Annotated in this window: 22 protein-coding genes and 1 other RNA gene; 9 read left to right on the top strand and 14 right to left on the bottom strand. The window is 44.4% G+C overall.

All coding sequences use genetic code 11. The features are described from left to right. The first annotated feature begins 59 nt into the window (after positions 1 to 59). On the top strand, positions 60 to 1,724 hold the full coding sequence (locus EXN75_RS00200; protein ID WP_022111073.1) for a formate--tetrahydrofolate ligase: 1,665 nt from the start codon (positions 60 to 62) through the stop codon (positions 1,722 to 1,724). 237 nt (positions 1,725 to 1,961) lie between these two features. Here the strand turns inward: EXN75_RS00200 and EXN75_RS00195 are convergent, their stop codons facing one another. Next, entirely contained in the window at positions 1,962 to 2,612 is a 651-nt protein-coding gene (locus EXN75_RS00195; protein ID WP_134842328.1) for an epoxyqueuosine reductase QueH, read from the bottom strand. Positions 2,613 to 3,135: 523 nt separating this feature from the next. On the opposite strand from EXN75_RS00195, the gene EXN75_RS00190 reads away from it, so the two are divergent. Then, positions 3,136 to 3,843: an SIMPL domain-containing protein gene (locus EXN75_RS00190; protein ID WP_134842327.1), complete on the top strand. Its 708-nt coding sequence runs from the start codon at positions 3,136 to 3,138 to the stop codon at positions 3,841 to 3,843. Positions 3,844 to 3,959: 116 nt separating this feature from the next. On the opposite strand, the gene ald is transcribed toward EXN75_RS00190, so the two are convergent. After that, complete coding sequence (ald, locus tag EXN75_RS00185) at positions 3,960 to 5,066, bottom strand: alanine dehydrogenase (protein ID WP_134842326.1); 1,107 nt, start codon at positions 5,064 to 5,066, stop codon at positions 3,960 to 3,962. Between the two features lie 299 nt (positions 5,067 to 5,365). Here ald and trxA point away from each other — a divergent pair, with 299 nt between their 5' ends. The 4 genes from trxA (at position 5,366) to EXN75_RS00160 (ending at position 8,718) form a co-directional block, all read left to right on the top strand. After that, positions 5,366 to 5,860, top strand: coding sequence for a thioredoxin (gene trxA, locus EXN75_RS00175; RefSeq protein ID WP_408005906.1), 495 nt, complete (start codon positions 5,366 to 5,368; stop codon positions 5,858 to 5,860). Between the two features lie 152 nt (positions 5,861 to 6,012). Then, the gene (gene eno / locus EXN75_RS00170) at positions 6,013 to 7,320 is read left to right on the top strand and encodes a phosphopyruvate hydratase (RefSeq protein WP_134842325.1); all 1,308 of its coding nucleotides are present in this window, start codon (positions 6,013 to 6,015) and stop codon (positions 7,318 to 7,320) included. Positions 7,321 to 7,525: 205 nt separating this feature from the next. Beyond that, positions 7,526 to 8,272: a ZIP family metal transporter gene (locus EXN75_RS00165; RefSeq protein WP_134842324.1), complete on the top strand. Its 747-nt coding sequence runs from the start codon at positions 7,526 to 7,528 to the stop codon at positions 8,270 to 8,272. A 161-nt stretch (positions 8,273 to 8,433) separates the two neighbouring features. Then, positions 8,434 to 8,718, top strand: coding sequence for a DUF2442 domain-containing protein (locus EXN75_RS00160; protein WP_228113194.1), 285 nt, complete (start codon positions 8,434 to 8,436; stop codon positions 8,716 to 8,718). Between the two features lie 190 nt (positions 8,719 to 8,908). Here the strand turns inward: EXN75_RS00160 and EXN75_RS00155 are convergent, their stop codons facing one another. Then, complete coding sequence (locus tag EXN75_RS00155) at positions 8,909 to 9,031, bottom strand: AzlD domain-containing protein (RefSeq protein WP_223176134.1); 123 nt, start codon at positions 9,029 to 9,031, stop codon at positions 8,909 to 8,911. A gap of 140 nt (positions 9,032 to 9,171) precedes the next feature. Here EXN75_RS00155 and EXN75_RS00150 point away from each other — a divergent pair, with 140 nt between their 5' ends. The 3 genes from EXN75_RS00150 (at position 9,172) to EXN75_RS00140 (ending at position 11,692) form a co-directional block, all read left to right on the top strand. Continuing rightward, positions 9,172 to 9,459 (top strand): HU family DNA-binding protein, encoded by a 288-nt coding sequence (locus EXN75_RS00150; RefSeq protein WP_134842322.1) that lies wholly within the window; start codon positions 9,172 to 9,174, stop codon positions 9,457 to 9,459. A gap of 565 nt (positions 9,460 to 10,024) precedes the next feature. After that, complete coding sequence (locus tag EXN75_RS00145; RefSeq protein WP_134842321.1) at positions 10,025 to 10,642, top strand: hypothetical protein; 618 nt, start codon at positions 10,025 to 10,027, stop codon at positions 10,640 to 10,642. 21 nt (positions 10,643 to 10,663) lie between these two features. Continuing rightward, positions 10,664 to 11,692 carry an energy transducer TonB gene (locus EXN75_RS00140; protein ID WP_246031240.1) on the top strand — a complete coding sequence of 343 codons (1,029 nt, stop codon included), beginning with the start codon at positions 10,664 to 10,666 and terminating at the stop codon, positions 11,690 to 11,692. Positions 11,693 to 11,994: 302 nt separating this feature from the next. On the opposite strand, the gene EXN75_RS00135 is transcribed toward EXN75_RS00140, so the two are convergent. The 11 genes from EXN75_RS00135 to menB all read right to left on the bottom strand — a co-directional run bounded on the left by EXN75_RS00135 (position 11,995) and on the right by menB (position 26,691). Continuing rightward, positions 11,995 to 14,184 carry a glutamine synthetase III family protein gene (locus EXN75_RS00135; protein WP_118116350.1) on the bottom strand — a complete coding sequence of 730 codons (2,190 nt, stop codon included), beginning with the start codon at positions 14,182 to 14,184 and terminating at the stop codon, positions 11,995 to 11,997. Positions 14,185 to 14,236: 52 nt separating this feature from the next. Further along, positions 14,237 to 15,469, bottom strand: coding sequence for an LL-diaminopimelate aminotransferase (locus tag EXN75_RS00130; RefSeq protein ID WP_118116348.1), 1,233 nt, complete (start codon positions 15,467 to 15,469; stop codon positions 14,237 to 14,239). A 169-nt stretch (positions 15,470 to 15,638) separates the two neighbouring features. Continuing rightward, complete coding sequence (gene dapF / locus EXN75_RS00125) at positions 15,639 to 16,481, bottom strand: diaminopimelate epimerase (RefSeq protein WP_118116346.1); 843 nt, start codon at positions 16,479 to 16,481, stop codon at positions 15,639 to 15,641. A gap of 577 nt (positions 16,482 to 17,058) precedes the next feature. Beyond that, positions 17,059 to 17,456: a transfer-messenger RNA gene (ssrA, locus tag EXN75_RS00120) on the bottom strand. A gap of 135 nt (positions 17,457 to 17,591) precedes the next feature. After that, positions 17,592 to 18,560 carry a thioredoxin-like domain-containing protein gene (locus EXN75_RS00115; RefSeq protein ID WP_134842320.1) on the bottom strand — a complete coding sequence of 323 codons (969 nt, stop codon included), beginning with the start codon at positions 18,558 to 18,560 and terminating at the stop codon, positions 17,592 to 17,594. Positions 18,561 to 18,613: 53 nt separating this feature from the next. Continuing rightward, positions 18,614 to 20,587, bottom strand: a complete 1,974-nt coding sequence (locus tag EXN75_RS00110; RefSeq protein WP_134842319.1) for an OPT family oligopeptide transporter — start codon at positions 20,585 to 20,587, stop codon at positions 18,614 to 18,616. Positions 20,588 to 20,628: 41 nt separating this feature from the next. Then, complete coding sequence (locus EXN75_RS00105; protein ID WP_134842318.1) at positions 20,629 to 21,501, bottom strand: aldose 1-epimerase family protein; 873 nt, start codon at positions 21,499 to 21,501, stop codon at positions 20,629 to 20,631. Between the two features lie 241 nt (positions 21,502 to 21,742). Beyond that, a complete protein-coding gene (locus EXN75_RS00100; RefSeq protein WP_134842317.1) occupies positions 21,743 to 23,473 on the bottom strand; it encodes a lipid A phosphoethanolamine transferase in 1,731 nt (576 codons plus the stop codon). An 11-nt stretch (positions 23,474 to 23,484) separates the two neighbouring features. After that, entirely contained in the window at positions 23,485 to 24,666 is a 1,182-nt protein-coding gene (locus EXN75_RS00095) for a BamA/TamA family outer membrane protein (RefSeq protein ID WP_408005909.1), read from the bottom strand. Between the two features lie 79 nt (positions 24,667 to 24,745). Further along, a complete protein-coding gene (locus EXN75_RS00090; RefSeq protein ID WP_134842315.1) occupies positions 24,746 to 25,708 on the bottom strand; it encodes a PCMD domain-containing protein in 963 nt (320 codons plus the stop codon). Positions 25,709 to 25,869: 161 nt separating this feature from the next. After that, the gene (menB, locus tag EXN75_RS00085; protein ID WP_118116333.1) at positions 25,870 to 26,691 is read right to left on the bottom strand and encodes a 1,4-dihydroxy-2-naphthoyl-CoA synthase; all 822 of its coding nucleotides are present in this window, start codon (positions 26,689 to 26,691) and stop codon (positions 25,870 to 25,872) included. Position 26,692: the final 1 nt, after the last annotated feature.

Raw genomic sequence — 26,692 nt, 5'->3', positions numbered from 1 at the left:
ACTCGTGCTATCAGGCAATCAGAACTTTCTAACATATAATATAACTTTTTATAAAGATAATGTTATCGGATATTGAAATTGCAAAATCAGTAAAGTTGCGTCCTATCAACGACGTGGCAGCAGAACTGGGTCTTCATGAGGACCAAATCGAAAATTATGGTAGATATATTGCTAAGGTGACTACCGGGGCTATTGACAAAGAGAAGTTTGCCGGTCATCATCTTATCCTTGTTACTGCTATCAGTCCAACCAAGGCAGGCAATGGTAAGACTACGGTGAGCGTGGGTCTGGCACTTGGTATGCAGAAGATTGGCAAGAATGCTGTGGTGGCTCTCAGAGAACCTTCGCTGGGTCCTTGTTTTGGTATGAAGGGTGGAGCTGCTGGCGGTGGCTATGCTCAGGTGCTTCCTATGGATAAAATCAATCTCCATTTTACAGGCGATTTCCATGCTATTACTGAAGCCAACAATATGATTGCTGCCCTTCTCGACAACTACCGTTATCAGCACGAGGCTGAAGGATTCAAGCTCAAGAAGATTCTCTGGCGCCGCGTGATGGATGTAAATGATCGTGGTTTGCGCCGCATCATCACCGGTCTTGGCGATAAGAATGGCATTGAGACAGAAACAGGCTTTGATATTACTCCTGCTTCTGAGATTATGGCCATCATGTGTTTTGCCACAAGTATCGATGATCTCCGCCGCCGCATCGACAATATCCTGCTTGGTATTACTGAGGACGACAAGCCTTTCACAGTGAAAGATATGGGAGTAGGTGGTAGTATCGTGGCATTGTTGCTGGATGCGTTGAAGCCAAATCTCGTACAGACTACTGAGGGAACGCCTGCTTTCGTACACTGTGGTCCTTTTGCCAATATTGCCCACGGATGTAATTCTGTAATGGCTACAGCCGCTGCTCTTGAATACGGCGACTATGCTATTACTGAGGCTGGATTCGGTGCTGATCTGGGTGCAGAGAAGTTCTATGATATCAAATGCCGTAAAACTGGATTGCAGCCAGACCTGACTGTGCTGGTCGTTACTCTTCAAGCGCTGAAGATGCATGGTGGAGTGGCTTTGGAAGATATCAAGGAACCAAATATCGCTGGTATGGAGAATGGTTATTGGAATCTTGATAAGCATGTCAGAAACTTGCAGAGTTTCGGTCAGACAGTTGTCATTGCCTTCAATAAGTTTGCTACTGATACAGACGAGGAGATTGAGGTGCTTCGTAAGCATTGTGAAGAAATGGGTTGCGGTTTTGCCGTTAACAGTGCCTTTGCTGAAGGTGGAAAGGGAGCTGTGGAATTGGCGGAATTGGTAGTGAAGACTATTGATGAGCGTCCTTCTTCGCCTCTTTATCTGGCTTATGGTGATGATGAATCTGTGGAGAAGAAAATCGAGTCTGTTGCTTTCAATCTTTATGGAGCAGGTAGTGTAACCTTGAGTGATTCTGCCAAGGCTATGATAGATGAAATCAAGAAGTTGGGTGCAGAGAAATTCCCAGTTTGTATCGCTAAGACACAGTATAGCTTCTCTACTGATGCGAAGGCCTATGGTCCTACAGATGGCTTTGAATTGCATGTACGCGATATTACAGTTAATATGGGTGCTGAGATGATCGTTGTCATTGCAGGTCCTATCATGCGTATGCCTGGTTTGCCAAAGAGTCCTCAGGCAGAACGTATTGATGTTGTTAATGGTGAAATTACCGGCTTGTCTTAATCAGCCGGTATTTCTCTTAAGAAATCGTTGTCTCAAGAAGAAACTCAAAAAAGGTCTTTTCTCTCAAGAATAGGCTTCTTGTGAAACAAGTTGAACATGATTTTTTGTGCAGAAGAACTTTACTAAAAAAATCTTGAAAACATAACTATAATAAAAATGCCCAGTTTTTAAAACCGGGCATTTTTATTATAGTTATGTTTTTCCTTTCCTTCGCTTCTTTCCTCCCTTTCTCCTTTTTTATTCTTTCTCTCGATGATCCGTTTCTTTGTTCATTGCGTTGGAGGAAGCAAGACTGAATTCGCAACCGCAATAAAGCTGGTTATAGAAATCGTTGATATGGAGGAGTTCATTGCGTCTCATCTGAAGTCCTCCTTTTCGCCAGTTTTGTTCCCACCATTCCACATCAGGGCAGTCTTCTACGGCAATATGTCCAGCCATATCTATCTGTCTGATATTCTTCCAGCGCGATGAAGCCAGAGTTGTTGTCAGTAGATGTATTCCGTGCGTTTGAGCGTAGGCAGCTGCTCTTTTTAGGCGAAATTGAAAGCATACGGAGCATCTTGAACCGCGTTCTGGTTCATTTTCAAGCCCTGTGACGGCTTTTCTCCATTCGTCATGGTCATATTCGTCTTCAATGTACGGAACTCCCTGTTGGGCAAGAAAACGGATGATTTCCTGCTTGCGGGTTTCATATTCTTGAAATGGGTAGATATTGCTATTAGAAAAAAAAACAGTTGGTTTCATACCATTGCGCAACATACATTCTACAATGGCAGATGAACATGGGGCGCAACAGGCGTGCAGCAAAACTTCATGCCCTTCAGCTTTGCTTCCATCTGGAAGTAAAAGCTTTACATATTTATATTGCTCTTCTGGAAGTATCTTCATTTTGTTTATTCTGTTTTATAAATGGAGTTTATTGATATCCTTGATAGTTTCCTTATCTATCCCTCAATTGATTTCTTTCCTATCCCTCAATTGATTTCCTTTCAAATCGCTCCGTTGTTTCCCTTAGGGGATTAAAATGAAATGTTCATTTTTTTGTTTTCCGTTTTAACATATAGTCTTATAAAAACAAAAAAACAAATGGGGTACAATCTCACGACAACCCCCATTTGCCCAAATATATGCGAAAACTAATGCAAAGATACTGTTTTTTTTCTAACTTTCAATTTTTTAGAGTTATTTTTTTTGTAAGATGCTGATATTTAACTAATTATTAACAGAAGTATTGGTTGAATACTAATGATTGTTAACTGTCTTGCGTTAATCTGTCTTAAATATTATCCCTTTCTATCGAACGTATAGTTTTTTTTATTAAATTCGCAGAAAAACTAACAATAAGACGGAACTGTTGGCAACAAACAACATGAAGAAATGATTCACAACTAAACAATATGGAGGAATGATTATGAATATCAGTACAGGCATCAAGCAAGCGGCAATTTTAGCTATAGGCATCATTGCACTTGGATATTGTATCAAGTCTGGTTTGGAAGGCTTGGCGGGTAAGGATCGGAAGGTTGTGGTAAAGGGCTTATCGGAAAAGGAGGTGGAGGCCGACAAGGTGACATGGCCTATCCTCTCGAAGGAAATAGGTAATGATTTGCCTAATCTTTATCAGACCATCAATCATACGACAAGTACCATCCGACAGTTCTTGCTCGCAAATGGAGTGAAGGAGAGTGAAATCAGCGTGAATGCTCCGGTGGTCATCGATCTTAATGCTGAGCGCTATGGGGATAATCGTCAGCCTTATCGCTATAATATTACTTCCATCATCACAGTCACTTCCAACAATGTGAAACTCATCAGGAGCCTTATTGCCCGGCAGGGAGAATTGCTCCAGAAAGGTATCGCCATTGTGGATGGAGGATACGATAATCCTGTAAAGTATGAATATGTGGCTTTTCGCAAGATGAAACCAAAGATGATGGAGGAGGCGATAGCAAATGCTGAGCAAACCGCAGAGCAGTTTGCTAAAAACAGTAAGAGCAAGATAGACAAGATTATGAATGCGGATCAGGGACAGTTCTCTATTGAAAACCGCGATTCCAATACTCCTTATATTAAAAAGGTAAGAGTAGTAACTACTGTTACTTATTCATTGAAGGATTAATGCTTTGGCGGATTATCTAAAATAAAGACTCATCGCAGGGAATCAATTTTTCCCCAACGATGAGTCTTTTATTTTTAATATGCAAGCAGAAAATGATTTTTTCTGTTGTGGAGGGATTATAGAGCTATTTCTTCGTACTCCAATCCGAAAACATCGGCTATTGCCTTGAAGACAATCTTCCCATTTACGATGTTCAGTCCCCGATACAGAGCCTTGTTGTCTTTGCAAGCCTGTTTCCATCCCTTGTCGGCAAGAGCTATGGCGTACTTCAACGTGGCATTGGTCAAAGCTGTAGTAGAAGTATGAGGTACGGCTCCAGGAATGTTGGCTACGGCGTAATGTACGATTCCATCTATTATGTAGATAGGATCGGAATGGGTGGTAGGATGGGATGTTTCGAAGCAACCACCTTGGTCAATAGCTACATCCACAAGTACGGTGCCAGGTTCCATCAATTTCAACATGTCCTTCGTGATAAGATGAGGGGCTTTATCACCTGGAACAAGTACGCTGCCCACCACAAGATCAACATCAGGCAATGCCTTTCGAATATTGTGCTCATTGGAGTAGAGTGTATGTACATTGATAGGTAGTTCCATCTCCAGTTGGCGAAGACGAGGCAGACTGATATCTGTAATCCATACGTCAGCTCCCAGTCCGGCAGCCATTCTTGCAGCAGCTTCTCCTACGGTTCCACCGCCCAGTATCAGAACTTTGGTACGGTTTACTCCAGGCACTCCGCTCATAAGTTTGCCTTTTCCTCCCTTGTTTTTCTGCAGGTAGTATGCGCCATTGATGGTGGCCATTCTTCCAGCTACTTCGCTCATCGGAATGAGCAGAGGCAGATGATGGTCATCAGTTTCCACGGTTTCATAGGCAAGACATACGGCACCGCTCTTGATCATAGCGTCGGTAAGAGCTCTGTCGCAGGCGAAATGGAAGTAGGTAAATACCAGCTGGTCTTTGTGGATGAGGGGATATTCCTCAGCAATTGGTTCCTTTACCTTGACTATCATTTCTGCTTCTCGGTAAACACTCTGAATGTCGGGAAGGATTTTTGCTCCAACCTTTATATACTCTTCATCAGCAAAACCGCTGTTTTCGCCAGCAGTGTGTTGTACTACTACTTCATGACCATGAAGAATGAACTCAGCTACTCCAGCAGGGGTCATTCCCACGCGGTTCTCATTATTCTTGATTTCTTTTGGAATACCTATTTTCATGACATTCGGTTTTAAAAGGTTAGACATTATTTTAATGGTCTAAAGATACGGAAAAAAACAATTGGTTGTATGATTTGTAAAGAAGATTTAACATATCTTTCTTGTCTGTTTAGGATTAGAATATAAAAATGATTAAAAAGAGAGAATTCTTTCATTTTTTTGCTTATCTTTGCATAAGATAAGCTGCACTCGGCAATTTGAAAACAAGTTTTCATTGCGCTCGTTTGCATTATCTTTGCATAAGAAAAATAGATAGAGTATAATAATAAAGTATAATAGACTTAAACAATAAATTGCTTATGATGAATATTCATACTAGTTTCAAGCAGGCGTTTTTGCTGTTTTTTATAGCTCTTCCTATTTGTTTTGTGGGCTGTACGAAGAAGGCGTCAAATAAGGCGCCGGTGGCACAAAAGGAGAAAACTGTCGTTTTGGGAAAGGTGAATGTGCTCACCGCTTCTGACTTCAAGAAGAAAATCATGGATTACGAGTCTCATCCCGATGAGTGGGTGTTTGCCGGTTCCCGTCCTGCCATCATTGATTTCTACACCACCTGGTGTGGACCTTGTAAGATGATGGCTCCCATGGTAGAATCTCTTGCCGGGAAATATGCCGGCAAGATAGATTTCTATAAGGTGGATATCGATCAGGAACCCGAGTTGGCTTCCGTCTTCGGCATCCGCAGCATTCCTACCTTCCTCTTCATCCCGCTGAAGGGCAATCCCACCATGCAGATGGGTGCCATGCAGAAGGAAGATTTCGAGGAGATTATCGGGAAAATGATGGGGAAGTGATAAATGGTGATTTACTGCATACTTATAAGTAGGTATTTCTTGGCAAATACCAAGTTTTGATGATGCCCGAAATTTGGTGGTTTGCCAGATAATATCTAAATTTGCACTCAGAAATAAGAAATGTTTAATGTAATTAAAAGTATTATAGTATTATGATTATCGAAAATGTTCATGCAAGAGAAATCTTGGATTCTCGTGGCAATCCTACAGTAGAGGTTGAAGTTTCATTGAAGTCAGGTGTCGTAGGTCGTGCATCGGTTCCTTCTGGTGCCTCAACTGGCGAGAACGAGGCTTTGGAACTTCGTGATGGCGACAAGAACCGCTATGGCGGCAAGGGTGTCTTGAAGGCAGTTGAAAACGTGAATCAGGTAATTGCTCCTGCTTTGGTTGGCTTCTCTGCCTTGGAGCAGCGTGCCATCGATTATAAGATGTTGGAACTCGACGGTACCAAGACCAAGTCTAATCTGGGTGCCAATGCCATCCTCGGTGTTTCTCTGGCTGTGGCTCATGCTGCTGCTGAGTATCTTCACATCCCATTGTATCGCTACATTGGCGGTTGCAATACTTACACCCTTCCTGTTCCTATGATGAACATTATCAATGGTGGTGCTCACTCTGATGCGCCTATCGCCTTCCAGGAGTTCATGATCCGTCCTGTGGGTGCTCCTTCCGAGAAGGAGGCCATCCGTATGGGTGCTGAGGTGTTCCATGCTTTGGCTAAGCTCCTGAAGAGCCGCGGTCTTTCTACTGCCGTAGGTGATGAGGGCGGTTTTGCTCCTGCACTTGATGGTATCGAGGATGCGCTCGACAGTATCTGTCAGGCTATCAAGAATGCCGGTTATGAGCCAGGTAAGGACGTGAAGATTGCCATGGACTGTGCTGCCAGCGAGTTTGCCGTTCAGGAGAATGGTGAGTGGTATTACGATTACCGCCAGTTGAAGGATGGCAAGAAGAAGGATCCTAATGGCAAGAAACTGACTGCTGCCGAGCAGATCAAGTTCCTGGAGGAACTGATTACCAAATATCCTATCGATTCTATCGAGGATGGTCTTGATGAGAACGATTGGGATAACTGGGTGAAGTTGACTGCTGCCATTGGTGACCGCTGCCAGTTGGTAGGTGACGACCTCTTTGTTACCAACGTGAAGTTCCTGGAGAAGGGTATCAAGATGGGTGCAGCCAACTCTATCCTCATCAAGGTAAACCAGATTGGTTCTCTCACTGAGACACTGGATGCTATTGAGATGGCTCATCGCCATGGTTACACCACCGTTACTTCCCATCGTTCTGGTGAAACCGAGGATACTACGATTGCTGATATTGCCGTAGCAACTAACTCCGGTCAGATTAAGACGGGTTCTATGAGTCGTACCGACCGTATGGCCAAGTACAACCAGCTTATCCGCATCGAAGAGCAGTTGGGCAATAACGCATCTTACGGTTATAAGAAGTTGAAATAGGTGCGATTATGCGAAATTGGAGAAAACCAATTTCACCATGGCATACACATTTTATAAAAATAGAATAGATCAGATACGAAATAGATGGGCATGGATGACCGTGAGGGTTGTCCATGCTTTTTTATCTTCTATCAAGTATCTGCATCTTCACATACTTTACTGATAACTTCGATATATTTTATAGGTTAAAAACAAAAAGAATGCAATGACAAACGTATTGATTAGTGCCGCCGGACTTTGCGGTGCCACGATTATCGGTGCCATTTTGGGTTTCTTCGTCAAGGAATTGCCCCATAAATGGAATGATGCTGTGTTGGGATATTGTGCCGGAATCATGCTGGCGGCTTCCACGCTGGGACTGATAGTGCCAGCCTTCGAACAGACCAGTCTATGGTGGCTGGTAGTAATCGGCGTGATGGCTGGAGCCTTATTCCTGAACGTGCTCGACCTGGTTACTCCTCATCTTCATCACATCACCGGACTCGATCCCGAGGAGCATCGCAACAATGCCAGGCTCAGCCATGTGATGCTTTTCGTGATGGCGATAGCCTTGCACAAACTGCCCGAAGGTATGGCGGCTGGAGTGAGTGTCTGTTCTACAGAAGGAGCAACGGAGTGGGGCGTTTCCTTCGGTATCGCCCTGCAGAATATCCCCGAGGGAATGGTCATCATCGCTCCTTTGATGATGGCTGGTGTTTCTGCAGCCCGTACCTTCTTTATCTCCATTTTCATCGCCCTGCTCGAAGTGGCAGGCATCCTGTTGGGTTTTGGCTTGGGTTCAGCCTCTTCTACTTTCCTCCCCGTTATGTTGGGTTTTGCCGGTGGTGCCATGCTTTATGTAACGAGCGACGAGATGATTCCCGAAACCCATGCTCACGGCTTTCAGAAGCAAGCCACCTACGCTCTTCTCCTGGGTTTCATCACCTTTGTGTTGATGGAGAAATGTGTGTAGTCAGATTCTAATGAGCAGCATATAGCAGAGGGTGCCTGCCATGTAAAAAGGTTTAAATATCTTAATAAATGATTGTACTATCAGATTATTTATTTATCTTTGCTGACGGAAGTGAGAATATCTTAAAAGAAAGATAATTATGAGTCCAAAGTTTAAAGAATATGGAGACGATTTTAAAATCAAATTCGCAAGACACACAGGTAAGCGTCTTGATGATTAATGATAAGGGCATTATGCTTTCTGTAAAAGGTAATGATTATTTTATATCTTATAATAGGATACCTTGGATGAAACATGCATGCATCTCTGATGCCCTTGAGGTAAGAATGAGTGGTAAAAATGCTATAGAATGGCCCAAACTTGATGTGGATTTGGAAATTGATAGTTTGAAACATCCAGAACGTTATCCCCTCATTATGAAGAGAAATGAATTAGAAGTATTGTAATGTTCCTATAAAATGTTGAGCCTTTCTGCATACTCTTGCAGAGAGGCTTTTCTGATTAATTATATCATCAAAAAGTTGGAAAAGTGTAAGAAATGGCCTGAAAATGGGTTGGAAAAATGTATAAAATTGGCTGTTTTTACCTTGGAAAAATGTATTTAAGTGATATAAGTGTGTGATGGCTTTATCGGGATTAAAAGTGTAGAATTCTGATGAGCAGCATATAGCAAAGGGTGCCTGCTGCTATTGACCACATCATATTCCTTTTCCATACGTGGATGAGGATGGTGAAGGCTACGGCTGCCAACTGTGCCACGGAATTTTTGGTTACACATATTTATATATAGAGAGAAAAGAAAGTGTTAGAATTCATAAGTTAGAACTTTTTACAGGCAAACTTTGGCTGTATCTTGGATTTTTGCTAACTTTACACTCTATTTTTAAATTTTTGCAGAAATGAACAAGACACAGATTGTGTCAGCACTGGCTGAGAAGGCTGGCATTTCCAAGGTGGATGCAGCTAATTATGTAAACACCATCTTTGGTGTGATTGCAGATAACATTGTAGAGGGGGATGGCTTGGTGGCTATTCCTGACTTTGGACGTTTTTCCATTAAGCACGTGGCAGAGCGTCAAGGTGTGAACCCATCTACTGGTGAGAAGATAACCATTGAGGCACGTGATAAGGTTGTGTTCAAGGCATCTGACTCACTTTGCTATTACTCACGCAAGCATTGTAAGTAGTAATAGGGAGAGTTGTCTTCATTTAATAGAATGTACTTTATCTAAATCGGTAGGCCATCAGATTGTTTCTGGTGGCTTTTTTGTTATGTTATCTTTTCTGTGTTATCTGTATTATGCTGATTGGGTAGTTTTTTCTTGCTATGCAGATAGAATGCACACCTTTTTTTTGTAATTTTGCGTTAGATATTTGAGGTTTTTTGGTCTTCGTATGGATATTTTTTGTACCTTTGGTGCAGAAATTGGGCTATTGGAGTCCGTAAACTTTAGTTGGTATGGCGTATGGAACAAGATATTTGTCCTGAGTGTGGTAGCATCGATCTTCTTTTTTATGAGGATGGGAGCGTGGAATGTTTGAGCTGTGGGTTTGTATATCATCCATAGTTCTTGGATTATGTGTAACTTTTAAATGGTGTGAAAATGATGGTTAGATGCTTGAAAGATTAGAATTAGGCAAGTGGGGAGTTACTGATAGCTTCCCCTTGCTTTTTGAGAAGTAAAATTTAAATATCAGAGATTATGAAACATGTAATATGCAAACTGTTAAAAATAAAATTGGGATTGAAGGATGAAGAAATTATTGATATTCTTGGGAGTGGCGTTATGTCTTAGCAGTTGCACCAAGAAGGTGGCTTATCAAATGGTGAAGCCATTGCCTGCTGCTTATGCGGTAAATAAGTTGCAGGATGCTACCGTTCCTGTCTCATTTTCTTCCAAGGACATTTCTTGGGAAAGCGGTAAGTTGAGTATGGAAGTCTTTTCCGAGGACTTATATGATGCAGTGGCGGTTAGTCAGTTAAAGAAAGGGGATACCATTGTTTATGTGGGTAAGCCTATTGTGGTGAAGGACATTGACAGGAAAGATAAGTATGCTACCGTTAATGGTGGCATTGAGGAAGGAGGAGCTGATCTTACTGCCAATGAAGGCGGCACTTATAGAGGCTCCCAGATGGATGGTCATTCCACTTATACCAGTTTGGGGAAGGTTACTCTTCCTTTAGCCAAGGATTTTGTGCTGATAGATTGTGGTGAGAATCCAACCGATCCTTCAGACACCATTATTACTGGTAAAAAGGAGTATTTGGAGAAAGTGCCGGAGTACAGGCGTGACTTCCATGTGCTTGATACAAGAGTAAGAATAGAGAAAGGTACAGTTGTGGAGGTTCATCGTCATTGGATACCTTGATAGATTAAAGAATGACTATATATGGGAAATAAGGTGTTTTTTACAAGGGTTGCTTTCCTATCCCTTTTGTTGGGGATGTCTTTGCTCTGTGCTGATGCTCTGGTTAATGGGCAGATGAAGCGAGCAAGGTCAAGAGCTGCAGTGTCATCTACGGCTCAGGCTATGGATGATATGGCTTCTATTAGGAGGGTAGTCAAGGAAAAATTTGCTTCTTGGTGTAAGAAAGGAGAGTTCGAGAAGGCTGCGGCTGAAAGACTTCGAACTGATTCCAAGGCGGCTTTTGATAAGATATGCTTTGATGCGATTTTGGAGCAGATAAGTAAGAAAGTTAGCCAAGTGAGTAGTGCTGAGAGAATGATTTCTACGTATGATTCAGAGAAGGAGACTTTTGAAGTCACTGTTTCTGTATTGGGTATCATACAGCAGTTTTCATTGAATGTACCTATAGATGTTGCTTCACAGTTCAAGGCCGATTTTCCTTCCTTACCACTATCTTTTGGCAGCCAGTGGGGTGTTCTGAATGGAAAGCTTTATCCAAAATCTATAAAGTTTGATGATTATGACATGGGCTTTAGCTGCGAGGTTCCGATTGCTTCTGATGGGATGAAAGATGTTGAAATCTCGTTTGATGGAATGGGGATTCCAAATTTATATCTGTCTGGTCATGTGTTCTCATTGAGTGAGTATATGCAGCAAGACTCGGAACTATTGAAGGAGTTTAGCTTTCAACAAGATAACTCAAAGCTCTTTGATGTAGTGGAGCAAATGCCAAGTTATCCAGGTGGCAATGGTGCCATGATGGCTTTCATTTCAAGTCATGTAAAGTATCCAGATGGTAATTATTGTGCCCAAGGTAGGGTAATTGTGTCTTTTGTTGTAGAGCGTGATGGCTCGCTTTCGAGTTTTAAAGTGCTAAGAAGCGTAGAAGAGCATTTTGACAAGGAAGCGATTCGAGTAGTAAAATCCATGCCAAAGTGGAAACCTGGTAGGCAAAATGGCAAGGTCGTGAGGTGCAAATATATTGTGCCAGTTGCTTTTAGGCTGCAATGAAAGGATATGAAGGTATAGGTGCTTATCCAACTGTGATGAAGCCTGCTTCGTTAGTCATCGAAACAGGCTTCATTGATAGTTGAAGTAGGCTTCATCGGGCAATGAAGCTTATTACAGTTTTTTTCTGCGTATATAAAAAAGCGGAGCGTGATTTCACAACCACACTCCGCGCAAACTTAAACAACCAATAAAAGAAATAGATTGATCGTTCAATTTTATATCTGATGAAGAGTAGCTCTTGTTAGAGCTTTGTTTTTTTATCTGTCAGAAATATGTCTTATCTATTTTGAAGACATTGCTGATTAGCGGATGAACAGAAGTTCACGATACTTAGGCAATGTCCAGAGCTCATCGGCTACTGCCAACTCCAACTTGTCAATCTGATAACGGATCTCCTCCATCTTTGGAGCTACCGTATCATGATAAGCAATCGCCTTATCGTGCTCATTCTCTATCTTGTTGGCTACCTTGCGGGCATTAACCAACTCCTCAACACCGGTCTCGATGATCTGAGTGCGCTCGGCAATCTTCTTGATGATATTGATGTTGCGGGCAGTCAACTTCTTGCCTTCCTCGTCACCGAAGATGTCAATCATGTTCTCCACATTCTTGGCCAACTGACTCTGATAGTGAGTAGCCACAGGGATGATGTGGTTCATGCTCAAGTCGCCCATCACACGAGCCTCAATCTGAATCTTCTTGGTGTAGGTCTCCCATTTCACCTCGTTGCGGGCTTCCAGCTCGTTCTTCTTCATGACACCCATATCCTCGAACATCTTGATAGATGCAGGGTCGAGATAACGCTCGAAAATCTTTGGACAGCTCTTCTCGCAGTCCAGACCACGCTTGGCAGCTTCCTCTACCCACTCATCTGAGTAACCATTACCGTCGAAACGGATAGGCTTGCAGGTCTTCAAATCCTGACGAACGATATCGATGATGGCAGATGTCTTATCCTCACCCTTGGCAATCAACTCATCCACACGCTTCTTGAAGTCGGTCAAAGCCTCGGCTACGGCGGTGTTCAATACAATCATTGCTGATGCACAGTTAGCCTCAGAACCTACAGCACGGAACTCGAAACGGTTACCGGTGAAGGCGAATGGTGATGTACGGTTACGGTCGGTGTTATCAATCATCAACTCTGGAATCTCAGGGATATCCAACTTCATGCCCTGCTTGCCAGCCACGGTGAAGAGATCCTTCTTGTCGGCTTTCTCAATGTGCTCGAGAAGGTCGGTCAACTGCTTGCCGAGGAATGAAGAGATGATTGCTGGAGGTGCCTCGTTGGCGCCCAGACGATGCGCATTGGTAGCACTCATGATAGAAGCCTTGAGCAAGCCATTGTGCTTATATACACCCATCAAAGTCTCTGTGATGAAGACTACGAAACGGAGGTTGTCCTCTGGTGTCTTGCCTGGACCATGGAGCAGGATGCCGGTATCAGTAGCGAGACTCCAGTTGTTGTGCTTACCAGAACCGTTGATGCCTGCGAATGGCTTCTCATGGAGAAGTACGCGGAAACCGTGATGGCGAGCTACCTTCTTCATCAAACTCATCAAGAGCATGTTGTGGTCAACGGCAAGGTTGGTCTCCTCGAAGATAGGTGCCAACTCAAACTGGTTTGGTGCTACCTCGTTGTGGCGGGTCTTGCAAGGAATACCGAGTTCGAGAGCCTGGATTTCCAAATCCTTCATGAATGCCTGAACACGCTCTGGGATGGCGCCGAAGTAGTGGTCGTCCATCTGCTGGTTCTTGGCAGAATCATGACCCATCAGGGTGCGGCCTGTCAGCATCAGGTCAGGACGTGCAGCATACAAGCTTTCATCTACCAGGAAGTACTCCTGCTCCCAACCGAGATTGGAAATAACTTTCTTGACATCAGGGTTGAAGTAGTGGCAAACCTCTGTGGCTGCTACGTTTACAGCGTGCAATGAACGGAGCAATGGAGCTTTATAGTCGAGTGCCTCACCTGTATAAGAGATGAAGACGGTAGGGATACAGAGTGTATCGTCGATGATGAATACAGGCGATGTAGGATCCCATGCTGAATAACCGCGTGCCTCGAAGGTAGAGCGGATACCGCCAGATGGGAAAGAAGAAGCATCAGGCTCCTGCTGAACGAGCAACTTACCTGAAAATTCCTCGATCATACCACCCTTGCCGTCATGCTCGATGAAGGCATCGTGCTTCTCGGCAGTACCTTCTGTCAATGGCTGGAACCAGTGGGTGTAGTGGGTTACGCCATTCTCGTCAGCCCACTGCTTGATGCCTTTGGCTACGGCGTTGGCGATGTTACGGTCGAGACGAGCTCCGTTGTCGATGACATCTACCAGTTTTTCATAGACATCTGCAGGGAGATACTTGTACATCTTCTGTCGGTTGAATACCTTCTTTCCGAAGAATTCACTTGGTCGCTCACTCGGAGCGGTTACCTCAACAGGCTTTCTCTTGGAAGCCTCTGAAACAGCTTCAAATCTTAAGTTGCTCATACCTTATATAATTTAAAATTTCTGATATTCAATTTTTTATCTGTTGGAATGTTTATTTTCCCAGCCACTTTGCTATTCTCTCCATGGCTTCCTTGCAATCCTCATGCTCGCCGAAGGCAGTAAGTCGGATGTAACCTTCACCTGAAGGACCGAAACCTACACCTGGTGTGCAGACTACGCTGGCACCATAGAGCATTTCCTCGAAGAATTTCCAACTTGGTGTATCGTTAGGAGTCTTTACCCAGAGATAAGGTGCATTTTCACCACCATAAACTTTCAATCCGAGTTCCTGAAGTTTCTCTCTCATATAGTGAGCATTCTCCATATAGTAGTTGATGGTAGCCTTTACCTGCTCTTTGCCCTCTGGGGTGTAGATAGCTTCAGCAGCACGCTGCGAGATATAGCTGGTACCATTGAACTTGGTACATTGGCGACGGTCCCAGATAGGGTTCAATGCCACTTCCTCTCCAGATAGTGTTTTGGCTTTCAGGTCTTTTGGTACGATGGTGTAACCACAACGCACTCCTGTGAAACCTGCAGTCTTCGAATAGCTGTGGAATTCAATAGCTACCTTTCTTGCTCCACGTATTTCGTAGATAGAATGAGGAATCTCCGGATCTGTAATATATGCTTCGTAGGCAGCGTCATAGAGGATGATGCTTTCATTCTTAATGGCGTAATTTACCCACTTGCGGAGTTCATCTTTCGTGATGACGGTTCCTGTAGGGTTGTTCGGATAACAGAGATAAATCATATCTACACGATGATCCGGTATTTGTGGAGTGAAATCATTTCCGTCGTTGCAAGGCATGTAAGTTACGTTACTCCATCTGCCATTCTCGAATACTCCTGCTCTGCCTATCATCACATTAGAGTCGATATATACAGGATAAATCGGGTCTGTCACACCGATGTTGTTATCCCATCTCAAAATTTCCTGAATATTTCCTGTATCGCTTTTGGCTCCATCATTTACGAAAACCTCATTTACGTCGAGATGAATGCCACGAGGTAAGAAATCGTTCTTGATAATGGCCTCACGGAGGAAATCATAACCTCTTTCCGGTCCATAACCTCTGAAAGAAGCCTGTACTGCCATCTCATCCACCGCCTTGTGCATTGCCTTGATGACGGCAGGGCAGAGAGGTTGGGTTACGTCACCGATACCTAAGCTGATAACTTGCTGCTTAGGGTGAGCAATCTTGTAGGCTTTCACCTTCTTTGCGATGTCGGCAAAAAGATAATTGCTTGCCAACTTCAGGAAATGTTCATTTACTAATGCCATATTGTTGTTCTCCTTTTATTGCGATCTTTAAGAATTGTCTTTTCAGATATTTCTCTTAGACCATTATTATTTAAGTTTGCGTTCTTTTTATTTTAATGTTAAATGCTAAATGTTTAATGTTAACTTCGTGAATGCAGCTAAATTTCTCATTTCTCATTTTTAACATTTCTCATTCCACCTGAATCTCACCCTCGAATACGAAGGCTGCAGGACCAGTCATATATACGTGTTCGTCTTCCTCGTTATATTCGATTTGCAAAGTTCCTCCATCCATCACGATACTGCTTTTTCGTCCAGCACGCTTGGTAAGGAATGCGGCTACAGCTGTGGCACAAGCCCCTGTTCCACAAGCCATTGTTATTCCGCTTCCTCTTTCCCAAACTCGTGTTCTAATGATGTCTGTATCTGTCAATTGTGCAAATTCGATGTTACAGCGTTGAGGAAAGGCTTGGTCTCTTTCGAGGATTTTTCCATAGTGGGCGATGTCGATAGTATCAATATCATCCACGAAGGTTACGAAATGTGGATTTCCCATACAAACGTAAGTGCCTTCAAAGATTCTTTCGTCTGCAGCAAGTACAGAAGGACCTATGAATTGCTCAGGATTTTCCAATTTGGGTTTCAGCATATCTACTGTTACCGAATCTACAATTTGATGATTATCCTGAATATGCAATTTCAATATCTTGACGCCTGATAGTGTTTCAAGCCGTATGGTGTCTTTTCGGGTCAATCCTTTTTCATAAAGATATTTTCCGATACAGCGACTTGCATTACCACACATCATGGCTTCAGAGCCATCAGCATTGAAGATGCGCATGGAGTAGTCTGCTCTTCTGCTATCCTTTGGTTTGCCGATAAGAACCAGTCCATCGCTTCCAATACCTGTGTGATAAGCACTCCAGGCTATAGCTGCCTTTTCTGGGTCGGGGATGTCGTACAACTGGGTATCTACATAAATGTAATCATTTCCAGCTCCATGCATCTTTGTGAAATGAACTGTTTCTTTCATATTGTGTTGTCCTTTAAGTTTGATACTTCTCGCATGAATCCTGGTTTCTCTTGCATGAGATCAGAACCTATATGCGATTGATAATCTCTTCATTCTCTTGTTTTATCCCTTTAAAGAAGTTAAATTCTTTTGCGGAAATTAACATAGTGATAGTCATTTTATTATTTTGATGACTATTTGCTTGTTTACGACTGCAAAGATACGACGTTTTGTCGAAAAACAAAGAAAAAATAATCTATTTTTATCAACTATTTTATGAGTTCTTTTGATTTGTAAGCAATAGGGTATTTAATTCTTTCAGATTGAAAGTGATTTTGTTTTATATGTGATAAAATATCAATAGAATAATTGCTTGTATTGTCTTTGTGCTCTTTTATATCGAGTTTTGCTTGCAAAATGTTGGCATTTTGGGGCTAATGTAGCTCAAAGTGTAAGGTCAAATCTGTGAAAATCCCGTGAGTAATCATCCGTGGAACAAGAATGTTCCGTAAACTCTGCGTAATCCGATGAATAAAAACTATGAAGAAACCCAAAAGAGGGTGTGCCATAAGTTCATGACACACCCTCTTTTTGGTAGAAGTGGAGCTGGAGGGAATCGAACCCTCGTCCGCACAAGGAAACCATACGCTTTCTACACGCTTATTCCAGCCTTTGATTTTCGAAGTATGACAAGACCTGGACCACCAATCATACCCTTATCCTCTAAAATTTCACCCGAGCATCGAGGCCTACCCGAGCTATTTCCGATTTACCTGCACCGCTTGACCAACAAGATTCGGAACTACATCCGTTGAGCGATGTCCCGTTCCATCACCTAGTGACGGAATAAAGCTAATCTACTGTACTTCGATTAGGCAGCGAGAGCGTAGTTATTTTCGCCAATTAATTTTTTGTTCACTAAGATTTAGGAGGTAGCCAACGAGCCTCCGCGTGCTTACGTACCATCTCATCTCGCCGTCAAATCCAGTCAACCCCGAATCCTTACAACTTTCTCTTGATGAGAAAATACATCCCAAAAACCACGTTTCCGTGATAATTGGGATGCAAAGATAAAACGTTTATTTGAAATCTCCAAATATTTTTGCGATTTTCTGCTCTTTTGAGCCAAAATTACTTCTTCAATGCAGTCTTAGGCAGGTGGAAGCGATAGCTGATGCTGTGGTTGACAACGACAGCCTTGCCTCTTTCCGTGCCAGGTGTCCACTTGATGGCAGACAACTTCTGTAGAGCTTGGAGAGCGGCTTGTGAGAAGGCGGTCTTTACGGCAATCTCTGCATCTTGCTTCTCTTGGTAGGATAGCTTGTCGTAGGCGGCTCCTGAGAGGCGATTGCCCTCGTAGTTCTTCACCTCGATGTTCTGCATGTTGCCTTCCTTGTCTATCTGGAATGAAATCTTGATCTTGGCTTCAGCCTGATACTTGGAGGCTATCTCTGGATAACTGATACTCTCGTCCATCGCCTTGGTCCATGCTTTCATGCCACCAGGAAACTCTGGCTTTTTCATGTATTCTGCAAGTTTGCCTGCGGCATCTAGCTCTGCCAGTTTCTTTACCATGTTCTCGGCAACCACGGTTGTATAGGCTACCTTGCCTTCAGGGTCGATGAGATACATAGTAGGAATCCACTGGATGTTGTAAGCCTTCGAAATGTTGGTTTCCTTCCACTTCTTTCCCTCGCAATACATCGTCCACTTGATCTCGTTGCTATTGCGGAACTCCTTCAACTTGTCCTTATCGGTATCGAAAGACACGCCGATGAGCTTCACCTTGTTTTTATAGTTCTTGTAGATTTCCTTTACTGTAGGTATCTCCTTGCGACAGTCAGGACACCAAGTTGCCCAAAAGTCGAGGAGAACGTAGCAACCCGGACGTTGGAGTGAACCCTCTTGATGGGTGCGATAGTCGGATAGGGAAAGGGCTGGCTGATTTTCCTTGGCTTTCTTGATGACGAAGTCGGGAGCAGTGGCTCCTACTGGCAACAATCCCTTGGTGTATTTGGCATCGAGGTCTTCTGTGCCTTGTGCCTGTGCTCCTAGCAATCCAACGGCTAGGAGCATCAATGACAATATGGTTCTTTTCATCTTTCTATAAAATTAAGTTTTTGTCTTCCCTTATATGTAATAAGGTGTAAATGCTATTTCTTGGTGGCTCTCACGAAGAAACCAATCAAGAGGATATAAGCAATGAGCGAACAAACCTCTGACATAGGGTTGACCCACCAGCTTTCAGCGATGCTGGCTTCAATGCCGCCAAATTTGAGCAGCGCACTCACTACACCCATCAGGGCACCACCGGCAATAAAACCACTGGCGATGAGTGTACCCTTCTCGCCACGTTCGCTGTTCACCTTGGCATCCTTGCTGCGAGAGGTGACATACCAGTTGATAGCACCACCTACCAACAGTGGGACATTCAGCTCCAATGGAATGAACATACCGAGCGCAAAAGCCAATGCTGGAATCTTGAAATAGGTGAGTACGATGGCGATGACAGCACCGATGCCGTAGAGTACCCAAGGAGCACCCACACCGTTCATCAATGGGTCGATGACTGCAGCCATGGCATTTGCCTGAGGAGCAGCGAGAGAACCGGATGCAAAACCGTAAGTTTCATTCAGAAGCATCATCACACCGCCTACTGTTGCAGCACTTACCAGAGTACCGAGGAATTTCCAACCTTCCTGTTTTTTAGGAGTGGTACCAAGCCAGTAACCTATCTTGAGGTCGGTGATAAATGAACCTGCCACCGATAATGCGGTACAAACCACACCACCCATAATTAGCGCTGCCAACATACCGCCTGGACCTTTCAATCCTACAGCCACCATCACTACAGAAGCGAAGATGAGTGTCATCAGGGTCATACCTGATACAGGATTAGAACCTACGATGGCAATAGCATTGGCTGCCACGGTAGTAAAGAGGAAAGCGATAACAGCTACCAGCAGGATGGCGATGACGGCGAAGAGGAGATTGCCCTCCATCACGCCAAACCAGAAGAAGAGGAAGGTGATGAGGATGGTTACAATTGAACCGATAGCGATAATCTTGAAAGAAATGTCACGCTGAGTACGCTTCACATTTTCGTCCACATCGCTCTTGCCCTTCAGTTCTTGTGCTGCCAAACCTACAGCGCTCTTGATGATACCCCAACTCTTGATGATACCGATGATACCTGCCATGGCAATGCCACCGATACCGATACTGCGGGCGTATGCTCTGAAGATTTCTTCAGGACTCATAGCCCCTACGGTCTTCACGATACTTGGATCCCAGGCACTCAGCACACTGTCGTGGAAAGCAATGCTCATACCTGGTACGATCAACCACCATACGACGAGTGAACCCAAGCAGGTGTAGAAGGCATATTTCAAACCGATGATGTAACCCAGACCGAGTACGGCAGCTCCTGTATTCACCTTGAATACGAGTTTTGCCTTGTCAGCAAGGTCGCAACCCCAACCGACTACACGGGAAGTAAAGTTTTCGTTCCACCATCCCAAACTGGCAACGATGAAGTCATAGAGACCACCTACCAGACCAGCGATAAGCAAAGGTTTAGCCTGATCGCCGCCCTTGGCACCGCTTACCAGTACCTGTGTGGTAGCAGTCGCTTCAGGGAAAGGATACTTGCCGTGCATATCGCTTACGAAATACTTGCGGAAAGGTATCAGAAACAAGATGCCGAGCACACCACCGAGAGCCGAAGCCATGAAGATCTTCATAAATGAAGTTGTCATGTCTGGATACTTAGCCTGCAGGATATAGATGGCAGGCAAGGTGAAGATAGCACCTGCTACCACAGCTCCCGAACAGGCACCGATACTCTGGATGATGACATTCTCGCCAAGAGCCTTGCTGCGCTTGGTAGCGGTGCTGACACCTACTGCGATGATAGCGATAGGGATGGCTGCCTCAAAAACCTGACCAACCTTCAGACCCAGATAGGCTGCGGCTGCAGAGAAGATGATTGCCATCACGATACCCCAAGTCACTGACCATCCGTTCACCTCAGGATAAACCTTGTCGGGCGACATCAGCGGCTTGTACTCTTCCCCGTCTTTCAGCTCTCTGAAAGCGTTTTCGGGGAGGTTCATTTCTTCTTTCATTTTTTTGTAATGTTTAATGTTGAATATTAAGTTGTTGTATGTTATTTTTCGATTCTAATAATATACTCACTCATGAAACTTGCTCCTGGCTGGAGGCGGTTCATCAGATATTTGTCCTTAAATTCGCCGTCAAACTCTGCCCAGTCGCTCAATCCATACCATGGTTCGATGCAGACGAATGGAGCATGCTTGCCTGTTGGGTTCCAGACACCTACGGCAGGAGTCTTGAATTCTAATGTTACGTGAGGTTCACCCTGTTCGTTGAGAATGCTCACCTGCTTTACCTGGCTCTTGTCGAAGATTACCGCATCCTCTGCAAAGGTCTCCTCGTTTACTTCCCAGATACCCTTCTCAGTTTCCACGGTCTCCTTAGCCTGACGGTCGATGCAGCCGCCCACATTACCATACAGGCGAACAGGTGCTTCGTTGTCGAGTTTCAGAGTAGCCTTCATTTCCTCGCCCTTCTTGCAACCTGGAACCAGGAATGCAGGGTGACCGCCAATCTGGAACATGATTTCCTTGTCATCGGTGTTTTCTACATGCCAGATAACGTGAATCTCGTTGCCTTCCAGACGGTAAGAGATGGCAAGATTGAAATGATATGGATAATTCTTCAGGGTCTCCTCATTATCGATGAGGGCGAAGGTGAGACGGTCAGCAGTTTTGCCAACCAACTTGAACTCTGTATCACGGGCGAAGCCATGACGTGGGAGTGTATATTCCTTGCCGTCAATGCGATAGGTGTCCTTCCACAAACCGCATACGATAGGGAAGAGGATTGGTGAGTGGCGATTCCAGTACTTCTCGTCACCATCCCAAAGATATTCATTACCATTGGCATCCTTGATACTCTGAAGTTCTGCGCCGAGAGATGAAATCTCCAATGTAAGCTGATCGTTTTTAATCTGTTCCATTTTCTTTTGTTTTTTAGTCTTTAATGTATGTTTAAACTTTATTGTTTAATTCTTTGTTGTTTATATTTTAGATTCATCTATATGAATGCATTTGCCCTTGAAAGTATCCTTATGACACTTTCAAGGGCAAAGATACTACTTTTTTTCGTAAAAGAGATAAAAAATGAATTATTTTTCATTTTATCTATCAATCTTCTTTCTATTTGCCATTTATCTTTCTTGTTTTCTTTTATCTGGTTTTTTATTTGTCAAATCCACAGTCGGCTTGCGGAATTGCTTCATCATGGTCGTTGAGATACAGCAGAGGCTCTGGATGATAGCCCGAATTTGCTACGGAATATCTGTCTATACGGTATCGGGTGGCAATACCGCCGAGCTGTAGCATCGTGTGGAAGGCAGAACGGCTGCTTTGTATCTCCTTATGTTTATTCTGGGAGAGAGCCGCATCTACTCCTGGTTCCTGATGCTCATAACTCCTTGATGTCCAAATCAGGAAAGGTACGTCCAGTTCATAATGCGAAGCACGTGGTGCGGCATGTAGGAAGAGTTTCCTGTTGTCATCGAAGATATTCTCTCCGTGGTCGCTTGTATAGAGCATGGCACTCATGCCGCCTTTCTTCTGCAGACGTTCGATGATGCTGTGCAATACGTAGTCGGTATAGCGGATGGTATTGTCGTAAGCGTTCAACAGGTCGCGGCGGTTTTCTGCTTTGGCATCACTCTGGCTGTCTGGCTGGAAATGCGCCATGTTTCTCGGATAGCGTTCCATATAGTTGAAATGTGAACCGTATGTATGGAGCACGATGAAGAGTTTCTGATGTTTTCTGCTCAGTATCTGGTCGAGAATTGGCAGCAGGTCTGCATCATAGACATTGCCTTTTTCGTCCATCTTGGCCAGTTTTCCCTGTCCGTACATTTTGTCGAATGTTTGACCATACGTCTTGTCGAATGCCTCGTTTCTGTCTCCGGTTTTGATGAAAGCCCATTCGTCAGCCTGTTCACCCAGGAAGTCGATGAAGGAATGGTTGGGGAGTTGATTGCTCAGGAAAACGGTATGGAAACCGGCTTCCCTGAAGGCTGCCAGGATTCCCTTTTCGTGGAACAGACGCTCGAAGTCGCTGGCTGAGGCTGCCGAAAGGAGCATCGGCACGCTCTTGTGGGTTGTATTCGACTGGGTTGTCACCTTGTCGAATGCCACGAGTCCTGCTGTCTTGCCGAGCAATGGATTGGTATCACGTTGGTAACCATAGAGACTGAAATTGTGTGCTCTGGCTGTTTCGCCCACTACCATCACATATACTTCACTGGAATCGGCTGGATGGGTAGAAGTGGCATTGAATCGGAAATTCTGGGAGGCTTCCTGATAATTTACTGAGGCGTTGTTGCGCTGCACGGCTAAGCCGAGATTGTAGAACACATTGGCAGGGTAAAGCTGATCCTGTAACTTGTAATCATCTGAAAACCAGTATGTAAAGCCCATGCAGACCAGACCTGTTATCGTTGTTGAGGCTCCCCATTTATGCATTTCTCTCTGCCAGTTGCTCGATAGTGGAGCCCACCGTTTGCTTCTGATGGATATGATTCCTAAGATGAGTAGCGGTAGATATACGATGAATACTCCGGCCACGGCTGGTACCAGATTGTCGAGCAGTTCCATAGCCTCACCAGGATTGGTGGTCACGAGGTTGAGGAACATATCCACGGCTATCACTCCTTTACCGAAGAGGTAGAGGAGTACCAGCTGGAATGCTGCAAAGAAGATCATGATGAAGCATATCCATATCATCTTGCCCGTTTTCTTGCAGAGTGACATCAGTAGCATATAGATGCCCAATGGCAGTATGATATTGGTGGCACTCGCCCAGAGTGACAGGCGCTCCGTGATACAGAGAGCGATGTTGGGCAACAGTAGTGCCAACGTCGCATAGATATAGAGTAGCTTATTGAAATTGTCTTTATTGATAAAGTTCATTATTTTTTTGATTAAAATGCCTCGTTGATACTGAACAGGAATCCTGATTGTCCTGCTTTTCCGAATCCGTAGTCAAGGCGTACATTTACATTCTTCTTGAATTCCCAGCGGTATCCCAATCCGTAGTTAGGCAGGATGTGTCGGGAACGGATGTTGCTGAACTTGCTGAATACGGTTCCGGCACCTACCCAGACGGTCAGACTGTTGCGCTTCCATATATGTTGGCGAAGTTCCACCTGCGCCTCCATCTTATGTTTGTCCCTATATCGTCCTTCGTAGTATCCGCGCATGGAGTTGCTGTTGCCCAAGAGAGCCATCATGCCCCAAGACGGGTTACCGAAATTGAGCATTGTACGGAAATCCTCTGCCAGGATAGCTCCTTTCCATACTTTCTGGTAGGCATCTACTTGCAGTTCGGTGGTACTGAAAGCATAATCGTTGCCCATGAACCGTGGTCGGAAACATTGGGTCAGGTTGATGTAGAGGCCCTGATGTGGATAGGTGAGCACATCTCTTGAATCATAGACGGCAGAGAAACCGGCACCTAAATTCCAGGTATGCCTGTCCATGCCGTTGAGCAGTTCTGGTCGTTCTACGTTTTTACCTATCACATAGTCATAGCTCACCATGGGACCGATGTAGAAGCTGCTTCCCAGGTGGAAGAGAAAACTACCCTTGATGCGGGCTTGCCATCGCTTCATCTCACTCTTGTTACTGTCGTCATTTCCCATGTCGTATCCCATGCCCCAGTAGTCGCAGGGAAAGGAGTAGAAATAGACGGTATAGTCGGCACGGTATTTATCCTGTGGAAAAATGTGGGTACCCCTGATGCCCAACATGTAGAATCCTACAGTGCTCACATCACCGAAGAGTGATACGTTGGAGGGAGGCAGAATCGTATCGTTGGGATTGGTGCGATAGAGTCCTGCAGCCACAAGTCCTAACCCCAGTTTGGTGTCGGTGCTGTAGTGTGGACCGCCGATGATGCTGAAGTCGAATTTCTTATGCTTCTTGTTTTTGTTGGCATCATTGAAATAGTCGAGAAATCTCGTTATGAGAGATTTCTTTTTCGCAGGAGTGTTGAGGGTATCAGACTCCTCGGCAGTCATCACATGGATGCTGTCTACTGGAAGATAATCAGTTCGCGCTTTGGCACAAGAAGGTTCTGACAAAGCAAGCCAGATGAGGCACATGAGTAGATGCTTCATGATACTATTTTTCCTAAATAAGATATTGTTGCTTCTTATATATATAATAAGGTGTGGGACGCGATTAATAAACGAGTCCCACATTGTCTATCCAGAATGTGTTTCCTGGAGTTCCGATATATGCTCCGCCATGAGAGGAAGAGAACTGTAATACGAGATGAGTTGGAGTTTCATTGGCAGCTGCCCATCCTACTTCCTTTACAGGTACGCTCTTGCCCTTGCTGTTGCGTGCATAGTCGGTAGTACGAAGTCCCATAAGAGATGCATTATATCCTGCCATGTGGCGGATATCGCCATAATGTATCTCGTAAGTGGCATTTTCCACCCATCCACTGGTACTCTTGCCATATTTCACCACTACGGTACCTACGCGCTTGGCGGTAATATTGCCTCTGGCATCCTCATGACGTTTCTGAAGATAAAGAAGAGTTACGGCATAGTCATGCCCCGCTACGGTAGAGGCACTGCTGAACCCCGTCTGCTTGATGCGGTTAGGACTGGTGCTGAGGTGAGTCTTGTAGTCGTATCTCAAAGCCTTTGGACGGGCGGTGAAAGGAATACCCCAGTTGATAGCCTTCGGACCATCCTTGGTACCCGTGATAGGTTCACGTACATCGCCCAGAAAGAGAGAACCGGCTGCCAGTACCTTGATGTTGATAAGGCCGAGCACCTTCACCTTCTCGATATGGGTGACGAGTTTGGCACAATGGCCATGACCGGCATGGGTATCACGATATACAGAACAGTTGGTCTTGTAGATACCGGATACATGAGCCAGGACATTGGAGGTTCCCCAAGGAGAGCCGCCTTTGTTGGTATATGGGTTGTTGCCAGAGAGCGACATGTTGGGACCTACTTCATAGAGCGTCTTTTGGTTGCCACCAATAATTCCTGATTCCTTAATACTTCTTGTTACCCATTGATCCATGTTTCCATACTTAAATGGAACAAATTTACCCGCACCCTGTGCTCCCATTGTTATGGTTGAACAGAGTGCCATAGCTAAGATTAATCCTTTAATTTTCATTACTGTAACTTTTATTACTTTTGTATTTCGGCTGCAAAGTTAGAAAAATATTTTGGTATTATGAGTTTTTTTATAGAAAAAAATGCCGAAAAGACTGAATCTGTAGCCAAAAAGGTAAATTTCTGTGGATATATGTTTCCTTGATGGGAAATGATAGGAAATTATGGGAACATCGGATAGTCGTCAAAGTTTGGCTTGCGCTTCTCCAGGAATGCCTTACCACCTTCCTGAGCTTCATCCATCGTGTAATAAAGCATGGTGGCATCTCCAGCCAGTTCCTGAATACCAGCCTGTCCGTCAAGTTCTGCATTCAGACCTGCCTTGATCATGCGGAGGGCGAGAGGAGAGCGTTCCATCATGATTTCTGCCCATTCCACACAGGTATCTTCCAGTTGGTCGAAAGGCACTACCTTGTTCACCATGCCCATTTCTTCTGCTTCCTTGGCAGTATATTGCTTGCAGAGGAACCAGATTTCGCGTGCCTTCTTCTGACCTACCATGCGGGCAAGGTATGAAGCACCGAAACCGGCATCGAAACTGCCTACTTTTGGACCAGTCTGTCCGAAGATGGCATTCTCTGATGCAATAGTCAGGTCGCACATGACATGGAGCACATGACCGCCACCGATGGCATAACCGTTTACCATGGCGATGACTGGTTTGGGCAAGCGGCGTATCTGCATCTGCACGTCGAGTACGTTGAGACGTGGTACTCCATCGGAACCCACATAGCCACCACGGCCTTTCACGTGCATATCGCCTCCCGAACAGAATGCCTTGTCGCCTGCTCCTGTCAGAATCACGACACGGATGCCCTGACACTCACGGCAATAGCTGAAGGCTTGTGACATTTCCCAGGTGGTGAGTGGGGTGAAAGCATTGCGGTAACGCTCACGGTTGATGGTAATCTTTGCGATGTGATTGTATTCTTCGAAGATGATTTCCTTGAAATCAAATCCTTCTATTTTTTTCCAATTTCTCATA

It is taken from the genome of Segatella hominis, assembly GCF_004535825.1.
GTDB classification, from domain to species: Bacteria; Bacteroidota; Bacteroidia; order Bacteroidales; family Bacteroidaceae; genus Prevotella; species Prevotella hominis.
Note: the sequence above shows the minus strand (reverse complement) of the source record. Positions and strands in the feature narration are given on the sequence as shown.

Bases quoted from the DNA above. Each gene is read 5' to 3' on its own strand.
- EXN75_RS00200 (WP_022111073.1), top strand. From the start codon at position 60: ATGTTATCGGATATTGAAATTGCAAAATCAGTAAAGTTGCGTCCTATC.
- EXN75_RS00195 (WP_134842328.1), bottom strand. From the start codon at position 2,612: ATGAAGATACTTCCAGAAGAGCAATATAAATATGTAAAGCTTTTACTT.
- EXN75_RS00190 (WP_134842327.1), top strand. From the start codon at position 3,136: ATGAATATCAGTACAGGCATCAAGCAAGCGGCAATTTTAGCTATAGGC.
- ald (WP_134842326.1), bottom strand. From the start codon at position 5,066: ATGAAAATAGGTATTCCAAAAGAAATCAAGAATAATGAGAACCGCGTG.
- trxA (WP_408005906.1), top strand. From the start codon at position 5,366: ATGATGAATATTCATACTAGTTTCAAGCAGGCGTTTTTGCTGTTTTTT.
- eno (WP_134842325.1), top strand. From the start codon at position 6,013: ATGATTATCGAAAATGTTCATGCAAGAGAAATCTTGGATTCTCGTGGC.
- EXN75_RS00165 (WP_134842324.1), top strand. From the start codon at position 7,526: ATGACAAACGTATTGATTAGTGCCGCCGGACTTTGCGGTGCCACGATT.
- EXN75_RS00160 (WP_228113194.1), top strand. From the start codon at position 8,434: ATGGAGACGATTTTAAAATCAAATTCGCAAGACACACAGGTAAGCGTC.
- EXN75_RS00150 (WP_134842322.1), top strand. From the start codon at position 9,172: ATGAACAAGACACAGATTGTGTCAGCACTGGCTGAGAAGGCTGGCATT.
- EXN75_RS00145 (WP_134842321.1), top strand. From the start codon at position 10,025: ATGAAGAAATTATTGATATTCTTGGGAGTGGCGTTATGTCTTAGCAGT.
- EXN75_RS00140 (WP_246031240.1), top strand. From the start codon at position 10,664: ATGGGAAATAAGGTGTTTTTTACAAGGGTTGCTTTCCTATCCCTTTTG.
- EXN75_RS00135 (WP_118116350.1), bottom strand. From the start codon at position 14,184: ATGAGCAACTTAAGATTTGAAGCTGTTTCAGAGGCTTCCAAGAGAAAG.
- EXN75_RS00130 (WP_118116348.1), bottom strand. From the start codon at position 15,469: ATGGCATTAGTAAATGAACATTTCCTGAAGTTGGCAAGCAATTATCTT.
- dapF (WP_118116346.1), bottom strand. From the start codon at position 16,481: ATGAAAGAAACAGTTCATTTCACAAAGATGCATGGAGCTGGAAATGAT.
- EXN75_RS00115 (WP_134842320.1), bottom strand. From the start codon at position 18,560: ATGAAAAGAACCATATTGTCATTGATGCTCCTAGCCGTTGGATTGCTA.
- EXN75_RS00110 (WP_134842319.1), bottom strand. From the start codon at position 20,587: ATGAAAGAAGAAATGAACCTCCCCGAAAACGCTTTCAGAGAGCTGAAA.
- EXN75_RS00105 (WP_134842318.1), bottom strand. From the start codon at position 21,501: ATGGAACAGATTAAAAACGATCAGCTTACATTGGAGATTTCATCTCTC.
- EXN75_RS00100 (WP_134842317.1), bottom strand. From the start codon at position 23,473: ATGAACTTTATCAATAAAGACAATTTCAATAAGCTACTCTATATCTAT.
- EXN75_RS00095 (WP_408005909.1), bottom strand. From the start codon at position 24,666: ATGTGCCTCATCTGGCTTGCTTTGTCAGAACCTTCTTGTGCCAAAGCG.
- EXN75_RS00090 (WP_134842315.1), bottom strand. From the start codon at position 25,708: ATGAAAATTAAAGGATTAATCTTAGCTATGGCACTCTGTTCAACCATA.
- menB (WP_118116333.1), bottom strand. From the start codon at position 26,691: ATGAGAAATTGGAAAAAAATAGAAGGATTTGATTTCAAGGAAATCATC.